Source organism: Pseudonocardia sp. (assembly GCF_025965585.1).
Taxonomy (GTDB): Bacteria; Actinomycetota; Actinomycetes; order Mycobacteriales; family Pseudonocardiaceae; genus Pseudonocardia.
In genome coordinates, this window is record NZ_JAOPWR010000456.1 from 1 (window position 1) to 10,034 (window position 10,034).

Annotated in this window: 10 protein-coding genes; 6 read left to right on the forward strand and 4 right to left on the reverse strand. The window is 76.3% G+C overall.

Going from position 1 to position 10,034, the window contains the following annotated elements:
• The coding region (locus tag JWR81_RS27980) for a squalene/phytoene synthase family protein (protein ID WP_297659375.1) at nucleotides 1-758 on the reverse strand (758 nt) is incomplete at its 3' end.
• Between the two features lie 144 nt (nucleotides 759-902).
• Between JWR81_RS27980 and JWR81_RS27985 the strand changes: the two genes are divergently transcribed.
• The 5 genes from JWR81_RS27985 to JWR81_RS28005 all read left to right on the forward strand — a co-directional run bounded on the left by JWR81_RS27985 (nucleotide 903) and on the right by JWR81_RS28005 (nucleotide 4,171).
• A complete protein-coding gene (locus JWR81_RS27985) occupies nucleotides 903-2,138 on the forward strand; it encodes a CdaR family transcriptional regulator (protein ID WP_297659377.1) in 1,236 nt (411 codons plus the stop codon).
• 41 nt (nucleotides 2,139-2,179) lie between these two features.
• Nucleotides 2,180-2,896 (forward strand): hypothetical protein, encoded by a 717-nt coding sequence (locus tag JWR81_RS27990; RefSeq protein WP_297659379.1) that lies wholly within the window; start codon nucleotides 2,180-2,182, stop codon nucleotides 2,894-2,896.
• A 2-nt stretch (nucleotides 2,897-2,898) separates the two neighbouring features.
• Entirely contained in the window at nucleotides 2,899-3,408 is a 510-nt protein-coding gene (locus JWR81_RS27995; protein ID WP_297659381.1) for a redoxin domain-containing protein, read from the forward strand.
• Complete coding sequence (locus tag JWR81_RS28000) at nucleotides 3,401-3,895, forward strand: hypothetical protein (RefSeq protein ID WP_297659383.1); 495 nt, start codon at nucleotides 3,401-3,403, stop codon at nucleotides 3,893-3,895. The genes JWR81_RS27995 and JWR81_RS28000 overlap by 8 nt, the downstream gene beginning before the upstream one ends.
• Nucleotides 3,896-4,039: 144 nt before the next feature.
• Entirely contained in the window at nucleotides 4,040-4,171 is a 132-nt protein-coding gene (locus JWR81_RS28005; RefSeq protein ID WP_297659385.1) for a hypothetical protein, read from the forward strand.
• Between the two features lie 6 nt (nucleotides 4,172-4,177).
• Here the strand turns inward: JWR81_RS28005 and JWR81_RS28010 are convergent, their stop codons facing one another.
• Nucleotides 4,178-5,077, reverse strand: a complete 900-nt coding sequence (locus JWR81_RS28010) for a PP2C family serine/threonine-protein phosphatase (protein WP_297659387.1) — start codon at nucleotides 5,075-5,077, stop codon at nucleotides 4,178-4,180.
• A gap of 78 nt (nucleotides 5,078-5,155) precedes the next feature.
• A complete protein-coding gene (locus JWR81_RS28015) occupies nucleotides 5,156-5,362 on the reverse strand; it encodes a heavy-metal-associated domain-containing protein (RefSeq protein WP_297659389.1) in 207 nt (68 codons plus the stop codon).
• A gap of 303 nt (nucleotides 5,363-5,665) precedes the next feature.
• On the opposite strand from JWR81_RS28015, the gene JWR81_RS28020 reads away from it, so the two are divergent.
• A complete protein-coding gene (locus tag JWR81_RS28020) occupies nucleotides 5,666-7,462 on the forward strand; it encodes a hypothetical protein (RefSeq protein ID WP_297659391.1) in 1,797 nt (598 codons plus the stop codon).
• Nucleotides 7,463-7,465: 3 nt separating this feature from the next.
• On the opposite strand, the gene JWR81_RS28025 is transcribed toward JWR81_RS28020, so the two are convergent.
• The coding region (locus JWR81_RS28025; RefSeq protein WP_297659393.1) for a phosphatidylglycerol lysyltransferase domain-containing protein at nucleotides 7,466-10,034 on the reverse strand (2,569 nt) is incomplete at its 5' end.

Here is a 10,034-nt window from a genome sequence, read left to right on the forward strand (position 1 = left end):
TAGCCCGCCACGGCCACCCGCGCCCAGCCGTGCAGCGCGTCGACGAGGCCGGCGCCCTCGTCGAGCAGGGCGACGGCGCGATCGGTCTCGTGCAGCACGAGGCGGCGCAGCGCGGGGGAGGCCCGGCGGGCGTCGAGGTCGGCCTCGGTGACGCCGAAGTCGGCCATGTCCCCGGCGGGGAGGTAGGTGCGGCCCTGCGCGTGGTCCTCGGCGACGTCCTGCCAGTGCTCCAGCAGCTGCAGCGCGGTGCAGACCTTGTCGGAGTCGCGCTCGACCGCCGAGCCGGGCGCGACGTCGACGGCGAACACGGCGAGCACCAGCCGCCCGATCGGGTCGGCGGACAGGCGGCAGTACCCGAGCAGCTCGTCCCACGTCGCGTAGCGGGTGAGCTCCTGGTCCTGGAGGTTCGCCGCGACGAGCCGCTCGAACGGCTCCCGCGGCAGGCCGCCGGCACGGACCTCGGGGACCAGGCTGCGAAGCACCCCCGCAGCGGGCGCGGCGCCGGGGTCCCACACGGCGGACAGGTCCGCGGCGAACGCCCGCAGGTCCCTCGCTCGTCCGGACGGATCGCGCCGCGGGTCGTCGCCGAGGTCGTCGATCGTGCGCACGACGTCGTAGACGGCGCGCAGGCGCCTGCGCACGGCGGTGGGAAGCACCCGCAGGGCCACCGGGAAGTTCTCGGAACTCTCGGCCGCCCTCAGGCGTTCACGGGGCGAACCCGCGCCGGCGGGCACGTCGGCGGATGGCGTGTTGCTCACCGTCCGTCGCATGCCCATGGGCGCTGATGTTTCTCCGGCGCGGTGTGGATCTCTGCGCACCTGTGGTCAGTTCTGTGTGTCCGGACTTGTCACTAGCGGACAAATCAGGTGGGTCGATTCGCCCGACAGGCGTAGAAAGGCGTCGTGGACGACTCGGAGACCTCTCTCTCGGCGCTCGTCCCGGCCATCGCCGACCGGATGCCCGAGCTGCTCGAAGAGGTGCGCACCGCCCTCGAGGGCGACTGGCCCGACTACGCGGCGTTCCTGCGCGAGAACCATCTCGAGGTGGCCGTCGCCGCCGACGCCGCGCTGCACCGTCTCGTCACGCTGGTGGAGGCGGGCGACGGCGAGGGCGCGGGGGAGCTGGAGCTGTTCGAGGAGATCGGCCGCCAGCAGTGGCAGCAGGGTCGGGACCTGACCCATCTGCTCGCGGCCTACCAGGTCGGGGCCCGGGTGTTCTGGCATCACGTGTCGGCGGTGGCGGTCGAGAGCGCGATCGCGCCGCGGACGCTCGCCGCGCTGGCGGAGGCGGTGTTCCTGTTCGTCGACCGGCTGTCCTCGTCCTCGGCGCGCGGGTACGTGCTGGCGCAGTCCGAGGCGGCGGCCAACCGGGGACGGCTGCGCGACGAGCTGGTCGGGCTGCTGCTGTCCGACCGCGCCGGGCAGGCGGCCGTGCGCGCGGCGGCCGCCCGGTCCGACTGGCGGGTGCCTGCGGAGATCGCCGTGGTGCTCGTCGAGCCCGACAACCCGCTCGGGCACCGGGCGCTGGCCCGCCTGGACGCCACGCACCTGGTGTTCCACCGGCCGCCGCTGCTCGGCGCGATCATCGCCGACCCGTCGAGCCCCGGCCTGCGGTCCCGGCTCGCGGCCGCCCTGCGCGGGGCCCAGGCCGTGGTCGGTGTGGCGGTCACACCCGACCGGCTTCCCGCGAGCCTGCACGTCGCCGAGATCGCGGCCCGTCTGCAGCGCACCGGCGTGCTGCCCGACGACCCCGTGTTCACCGACGAGCACCTCGACGCGATCATCGTGCACCGCGACGCGCGCATGCTGGAGGCGCTGCGCAGCCAGGTGCTCGCCCCCCTGGCGGGCTCCGCGCCCTCGTCGCGGGAGCGGATGTGCGAGACGCTCGTGGCCTGGCTGCGCTACATGGGCGACCGCCAGGCGATCGCGGCCGCCCTGCACGTCCACCCCCAGACGGTGCGCTACCGCATGGCCCGCCTGCACGAGCTGTTCGGCGACCAGCTCAACGACCCCGAGATGCGCGGACGGCTCTCTCTCGCGCTGGGCTGGGGTGCACCGAGGGAGTCCGTCGTCCCGGCGACCGCGCCTCGGCGCGGCACCGAGACACCCACGTCCCGCCCGCCCCGCGCGCCAGGCTGACCCGGTACGCGGCGCCGGGCCGGGCGGGGGAAGCTGTGCCCATGGACACTGGTCCCAGTGACGCTGTTCCGAATGACGCTGTTCCGAATGACGCTCGGCAGGGTGACGATGCCCACGAGGACGCGACGGACGCCCGGCACGACGGCCTCGCCGAGCCGGTGCTGATCGCCACCCGCCGGTCGCTGCACGCGGTGGCCGAGCAGCTGCTCGCCGGGCCGCAGTACCGGGAGAGCGGCACCATCCGGCTGCGCGTGACGCCGGGAGGGTTCGGGCAGGTGGAGGGCCCGGCGCGGGTCGAGGGCACCGATCTGGTCACCGCGTCGGCTCGCGTCCCGCTAGCAGGCACGATCGCCGAGGTAGCCGCCGCGGCGGGGATCAACGCCGGCGTGCCCGGCCTCTACAGCGACCACGCGGACCTCGGCCCGGACGAGACGCTCACGCTCGACCCGGCCGCGGTGCGGCAGCTGGCCGACTGGTTCGGCCGCGGCGACGCCGGCCTGCGCCTGTTCGCCCCGGAGGCGGAGCCGGTGCTCTGGCCCGAGCACTTCGACCTCGCGATCTCGCTCGACGAGGTGAACTACGGCGTCTCCCCGGGCGACGCGGGCCACCAGCGTTCCTACGCCTACGTCGGCCCGTGGACGCCGCGGGAGGGCCCGTTCTGGAACGCGCCCTTCGGTGCGCTGCGCGACGCCGGGGAACTGCCGGACGCCGCCGCGGTGGCGGCCTTCATGGCCGCCGGCCGCGCCGCGGCGGGCTGACCGTGCCCCGGCCGGTCCCGGGCACGGTGCTCCCCGACGTCACGCTGCCCGACACCGGCGGGGTCCCGCGCCGGTTGTCCGACCTGCCCGCGGGCGACCCGCTCGTGGTCCACACCTACCGCGGCTGGTTCTGTCCCAAGGAGCGCGCGTTCCTCCGCGAGGTGCTGTTGCCGCTGCAGGAGGTCGCCGAGGTCGGGTACGTGCGCATGGTGTCGGTCAGCGTGGAGCCGTCCGTCGTCGCGGCGGCGTTCCGGGCCGGCCTCGACGCGCGCTGGACGTTCCTCTCCGACGAGCAGCGCGAGTGGCAGGCCGCGCTGGACCTGCGGGAGGTCACCGACACCGTGCACGACCCCTACCTCCCGACGGTGCTGGTCTGCGACCCCGACCTGACCGTGCGCCGCGCCTACGACGGCTACTGGATGTGGGGCCGCCCGTCCCTGCACGAGCTGTGGGCCGGCCTGCGGGAGGCCACGGCGGCGATCCGCCCGGACTGGCACGCCCCGCGTGCCTGACCGCGGATGGCTGGCACTGCTCGACGTCCCGGGCCCCGACACGGTGCCGGTGGCGCCCGGACTGCACCTGCTGCTCGCCGTCGGTCGCGCGAAGCCGGACCGCACCGCCGTCCGCGTCGAGCCCGGCGTGATCGGGACGGGACCGGCGCTGGCCGTCTCGCTCGTGCTGCCCCCGCGCGGCGCCCGCCCGCTGTTCGACGACCCGGCCGTCGTCCACGCGATGCGGGCGGTGCTGCGCGACCCGCACCGGGCACCGCTGTTCAGCACGCTCGCCGACGGGGCGATCCACTGGGCCGGCGCGATCAGCGGCGTCGACCCTGCGGCGGCTCACCCGGCCTGGTGGGACGAGGACCCGTTCGCCCGGCTCGGCCCGCGGCACCGGCTGCTCGTCCCGGCCGGGGTGCTGCGCCCGGTGCCGCTGCCCGCGGGCCCGTGCCACCAGCGGCACGCCGGGGCGCCCTGGCCGTGGGGGTCGTTCCCGCGGTGAGCGACCCCGGCCACCTGCCGTTCCCCGACCGCTCCGTCGACGTCGTGCTGTCGGTGCTCCGCCTGCGGACCCTCCCGGCGGGGGACCGCGCCGTGGCCTGCCGCGCGATCGCCCGGGTGCTGGGCCCGGGCGGTACCGCGGTGGGTGCTCGCCGACCACCGCGGAGCGGAGAGCTGCGCGCGCGTGCTGCGCGACACCGGGACGGACGTGCGTGCCCGGCGCGCCCCGCTGTCGGCGGTGCACGGCCCGGTCGGGGTGGTGGTGGCGCGCCGGTGAAGCCGCTCAGTCCGCGGCGGGAGCCGTCCGGAGCACCGGTACCAGCGCCACGGTGATGTTGTCGCGGCCACCCGCCTCGATCGCGACGTCGGTGAGCGCGGCCGCGGCTCCGGCGGGGTCGCGGAGGGCGCGCGGGAGCGCCACGGCCGCCAGGTCCTCGGCGGCGGGCAGGTAGTTCCACAGCCCGTCGGTGCACAGCAGCAGCACGCCCGGCCCCTCGGGGACGAGCAGGGCGAGCTCCGGGATCGGTTCGCCACCGGCACCGAGCCAGCGGGTGATGGCGTGGGCGCGGCGGTCGAGCGCCGCCGACGCCGCGTCGAGGCGGCCGGCCGCCACGACCTCGACGGCCCACGAGTGGTCGTTGGTGAGCACGCGGGAGGCGACGCCCGCCGCGTCCAGCCAGTAGGCGCGGCTGTCGCCGACCCAGGCCACGATGATCTGGGGACCGCCTGCCGTGTCGCCGCCCGCGCCCGTCGCAGCTGGGCCCGTCCCGCCCGGGTCGATCACCGCGGCGACGAGCGTGCAGGCCGGGCCCTCGTCGCCGGTGGCGAGGGCCTCCACGGCCCGGGCCCCGGCCGCGACGGCGGTGCGGACCCGGCGGGGGGAGGCGGGCCCGGGGTCGGCCCCGGTGTCGAGCAGCGCCTGCAGCGTGACGTCGGCCGCCACCCGCGAGGCGAGCTGCGGGTCGGGGGAGGACGACACCCCGTCGGAGACCACCACCGCGACCAGGCCGGCCGCGTTGCGGTCCAGCGCCATCGCGTCCTCGTTGCGGACGTGCACGAGACCGCGGTCGCTGACCCCGGCGAGACCGTCGAGGACGCGCTCCACACGGTCGGCGAGCTGGCTGGACGAGGGAGCGCTGCTCGCCGCATCGCCGCGCGCGGTGCCCTGGTCGGTGTTCGTCATGGTCCCCCCATCATCCCCGGGCTCGCCGAGCGCAGGTCAGGGGGTGTGCGGGAGGGGCTCCGCAGGAGCCGGTCGCGATCAGCCGACGAGCTCGTAGCCGGCCTCGGCGACGGCCTCGCGCACCTGCGCGTCGTCGATCGGGTGGGTGCTCACGACGGTGACGGCGCCGGTGGGCAGGTCCACCCTGACGTCGGACACACCCTCGATCTCGCCGATCTCCTCGCTGACCGACGCGACGCAGTGCGCGCAGGTCATCCCTGTGACCGTGTAGCTGTGCTCGCTCATGACAGCGAACCTAGCATAGGGGGTGGGGGTATGCCCGAGGGGTGTCGGGCGACGGCGCGCGACTGTTCGCCGCACCACACTCGCGCCGCGCAACGCGCGCCGCCCGTCGCATCCAGGCGCGTCCTGAGCGCAGCATGGCGCAGGCGGAGGCGGCAGGGCGCCACCCCGGGTAGCGTGCCCTGCCAGGACATGCGACCGACCCGCTCTCCGTGCTGGCCCGCTCGTCGTGCCGTTCCGGGGTCACCCCAGCGGCTCCTTGGTTGGGGGCGCGTGCGGTCGCGACCCGTTCGAGAGGATCGACTGGTGGGCGACAGGATGTTCGCATCCGAGGGTGACTCGGTGAACGTCGGACGCCAGGCGTCTCCCTCGTGGGAGGACAGGTGGGGCACCATCCGTCCGCGCGAGGCGTCCGGGGGCGGCGATCCCCGTGGCGGTCGCGACGTCACCGTGGGCGACGACGCCGCTGCCGGCATCGCGCGCCGGCTGCAGGCCCGGGTCGACCGGCATCGCTGGCTGCTGGGCCGCATGCGGTCCGACCCGCTCCAGCCCGAGCCCGCCGGCCTGCCCGAGCTGCTCGAGACCGTGCTGCGGATGCGCCGCGACACCGAGAGCCTCCTCATGCTCCACGGCCAGGACCCCGGCGTCCGCCCGTCCGGGTCGCAGCGGCTCTCCGACGTCCTCGCCGCCGCGGCCGCCGCGTCCGAGGAGCCCCGCCGCGTCGACGTCCGCAACCCGCCCGCCGCCACCGTCGCCCCCGCTGCGGCCACCGAGCTGCTGCACGTGCTGGCCGAGGTGGTCGACCACGTCGCCGCCGTGTACCCGGGCGCGCGCGTCGACGTCTCCTGCCGCGTGGAGTCGCCCGGCGGCATCGCCGTCGAGATCCGCGCCGACGGCGCCACCCGCCACGATCCCGAGGGGCTGGGGGGCCGCCGGGCCCTCGGCGCGGCCGAGCGGCTGGCGCAGCGATCGCTCTCCGGCATCGCGCTGCGCACCCCGCCCGTCGGCGTCACCGCCTCGGGCCCGGTCGCGAGCATCCACTGCCCGGGCAGCGTCGTCACCGTCGAGGCGGCCGCGGCACCCGACGCTCCGGCCCGGCGGACGCCGATGTCCTGGACCTCGGACCGGCTGCAGGCCGCCCCACCCCGCCCGGAGCCCGATGCCGTGCGCGACGAGCCGGCCGCGCCCCGGTACGACGCGCTGTTCCCCGAGCCGTCGCCCGCGGCCGTCGACGGCCCGCCGTCCGGTGGGTACCCGCTCGACGGCCCGCCGTCGGGCGGCCACCCCGTCGAGCCCGCCGAGGCCGCCGGCTCCGTCGAGCCCCTCACCCCGCGGCGCCCGGACCCGCTCTCCGACCCGTTACCGCTCGACCCCCCGGGGTCCGTGAACGGCGCCGGGTCGCGCGGCGCGTCCACCTCGTACGACCTGCCGTCCCTCGAACCGTCGGCCCTCGACCTGCCCGTCCGTGACGTGCCCGCGTACGAACCGGCCGCCCGCTCCTCCTCGCCCGTCGACGAGCTGTTCGGGCCGATGCTCGACCTGGCTCACGACCCGGCCGAAGAGATCGTGGCCACTCCGATCTTCGAGGCCATCGCCTCGGCGTGGTTCCGCGAGCCCGAGCCCGCGGGCGGTGCCCACGGCAACCGTGCCCAGCTCAACGGGTCCCGCAACGGCGCCGCACGCCACGGCGGCGCCAACGGCTCGGCGAACGGCAACACGGCGAACGGCAACGCGGCGAACGGCAACGCGGCGAACGGCGATTCCGCGAACGGCACCGGCAGCAACGGCGCGGACGACGACCGCGGCGGGCCCCGCAACTGGGAGACCCCGAGCGACTCCGAGTGGCGAGCCGCGGCCGAGCGGGCCAACCGCCCCGAGCCCGAGGACCACACCTCCACCGGCCTGCCGCGGCGCCGTCCGGGCAACCAGCTCGTGCCGCCGCCGCGCCGCGGGGCCGGTGTGCCCGAGCCGGAGCGCCCCGAGCGCGTGCCCGACCGCGTCCGCGAGCGGTTGGCCACCTACCAGCGCGGGCTGCGCCAGGGGCGCCACCGTGCCGACCCGGCGCCCGCCGACGCCGACCCCGGCGATCCCGCCGCCTGGTAGGCGTCAGGAGCGCAGGCGGTTGATCAGCTGCGCGTACTGCCGCGCGCTCAGGTCGGGCAGGTAGGCCCGCCCGATGGCGATGCCGATGGCCGGCAGCGCCACCGCGTCCGGGTAGGTGAGGTAGAGCGGGGCGTAGCAGGGCTGGAACTTGGCCTTGAACGCGAGCAGCGACCGGAACCCGTACACCGGCTCCAGCGTGCGTCCGGCCAGGTCCAGCACCCGGTCCAGGCGCCCCGCCGGCCCGTCGTCCGGCCGGTCCACCTGCGCGAGCGGCGCCCCGGACAGCGAGAGGAAGCCGTAGCCTTCGTCGCGCAGGTCCCGCGCCGCGGAGGCGATGAGGAACTCCATGCTCCCGCGGAACCGGCCGTCGCTACGCCGGCGCATGAAGTCGAGAGTCCAGCCGGCGACGGCGCCGTCCCGGTACACCGGCATCCAGCTCGTGACGCCGTGCACCGTGCGCTCGGCGTCGACGGCCACCAGGCAGCGGACGGCGTCGTCGTCCAGCTCCTCGAGCCCGCCGATGGTGAAGCCCATCTCGGGCATCCCCTTGTCCGCCACCCATTCCTCGCTGATCGCGCGGATCTGGTCGGTGAGGACGCGCGGCGCGGTGCCGTAGGCGATCCACTCGGCGGTGACGCCCTCCTTCTCCGCCTTGTTGATCGCGGTGCGGACGTCCTGCCACTTCCGGCCCGTGAACTCCAGCCCCTCCAGGGGCAGCACGGTCTCCTCGGCGACCTGCACCGCGCTCCAGCCCAGTCTCTCCGCGGCGGCGCGCGTCGCCGCGGTGACGCTGTAGAACGCCGGGGTCCACCCGCGCTGCCGGCAGAACGACGCGAACTGGGCGACGGTGGCCGCGGGGTCGCCGTCGTAGCCGACGGGATCTGCCGTGGTCAGGGCCACCGACCCGATCACCCGGTACGCCACCGCGGTGCGTTCGCCGGGCCCGAACCAGTAGTGGTGGCCCGACCAGGTGGTGAGCCAGCCGAGGTCCGAACCGCCGTGCTCCATCAGCAGCGCGCGGGCCCGCGCGGCGTCGGCGCCGGACTCGTCGAACCGCGGCCGCGTGAACGCCACCAGCAGCCCGACGCCCACCACCAGCCAGAACACCGTGCCGGTCCACTCGAACAGCAGCGCCGCGAGGTAGCGCTCGGGCAGGAAGCTCGGCTCCACCTCACCGAGGTAGCCCGGGGGCAGGAACCGCAGGGGGAGCTCGGCGAGCAGCGCCCGGGTGCTCGGCGGTCGGTCGAACTGCCCCGCCAGCAGCGTGCCGAGGCCGACGAACAGCACCGACACGACGACGAGCGCCGTGCCCGACAGGACCACCAGCCGCCGGTACGTGCCGTACGGGGCGCGGACGTCGAACTGCCGGCGCGTCAGCACCAGCAGCACGGCCACGAGCAGCGGCAGCAGCGACGGCAGGACGAGGCCGAGCACGCTCTGCACGCCCGGCGCCCCGCCGAACACGACGAGCTGCCGCTCGGGGATGCCGCCCACCTCGACGGCGAAGGCCAGGCCGAGCGCGGCGAGCAGCAGGTTCAGCCCGATCCCGACCAGCCGGGCGGCGCGCCGCCCCCGCCGCAGTCCCTCCGCCACCACGAGCAGCAGCAGCACCGGCACGACAGCCGCGATCGCCGGCCCGACGCCCGACAGGCGCAGCTGGGCCTGCAGCTCCCGGCACTCCTCGACCGGGACGCTGCGGCACACCCGCTGCACGGTGTCGGCCGACGGCAGCGGCGACAGGACGATGTACTGCAGCACCGACAGCGGCCCGATCGGGGCCTGGGCGAGGGCGGCCACCACCGGCCCCACCGCGGAGCCGACCACGAGTAGCGCCACCAGCACGCGCGTCTCGGACTGCGACGGCATCCCCATCCGACGACGGGCGCGCGCCACCGTGCGGGCGAGGTCGCCCGTCCCGCTGCCCTCGGCGGGGACGGGTGCCGCGCCCGTCGGGAACACCCAGGGCCCGGCCAGCAGCCCCAGCAGCCCCGCGGACAGCGCGAGCACGTCCGACAGGTCGCCGGAGTAGGCGACGACCATGACCAGCCCCGTCACGAGCACCACCCGCAGCCGGCGCCGCCACAGCGCCGAGAGGCCGCTGCTGGCCGCGAGGGCGAGCCCGAGCGCGCCCGGTGCGATGCCGATGGTGACCTGGCCTGCCAGGGCCGACGCCCACCCCCCGCCCAGCGCGGCCCCGGTCGCCACGGGCGCGACGGCCAGCAGGGTGCCCACCACCTGGGTGCCGACGAGGATCCCGAGCGTGCGGCGCGACCCGCCGTTCCGCTCCGCGACGCCGCCCGCCACCAGTACGAGCACGGTCGCGCCGAGGTAGCCCAGCGGGGTGCCCCACCAGAACATCGCGGTGAGCGGCGTCCACCAGCGACCCTCGGCGAGCGGGCCCACCCCGGTGGCGACGGCGTGCAGCATGCGGGGTCGCGGCCCGAGCAGGGAACCGCTGGCCAGGCCCAGCGACCAGGCCAGCGCCACCACCGACATGGCGACGGGGGAGCGGCGGGCGCGCCGCCGGACGGCCGCGGGCAGCCCGGCGGTCCAGCGGCGCAGCAGGGTCGAT

Coding starts and splice junctions, on each gene's coding strand:
- JWR81_RS27990 (WP_297659379.1), top strand. CDS start 2,180: ATGGACACTGGTCCCAGTGACGCTGTTCCGAATGACGCTGTTCCGAAT.
- JWR81_RS28010 (WP_297659387.1), bottom strand. CDS start 5,077: ATGACGAACACCGACCAGGGCACCGCGCGCGGCGATGCGGCGAGCAGC.
- JWR81_RS28015 (WP_297659389.1), bottom strand. CDS start 5,362: ATGAGCGAGCACAGCTACACGGTCACAGGGATGACCTGCGCGCACTGC.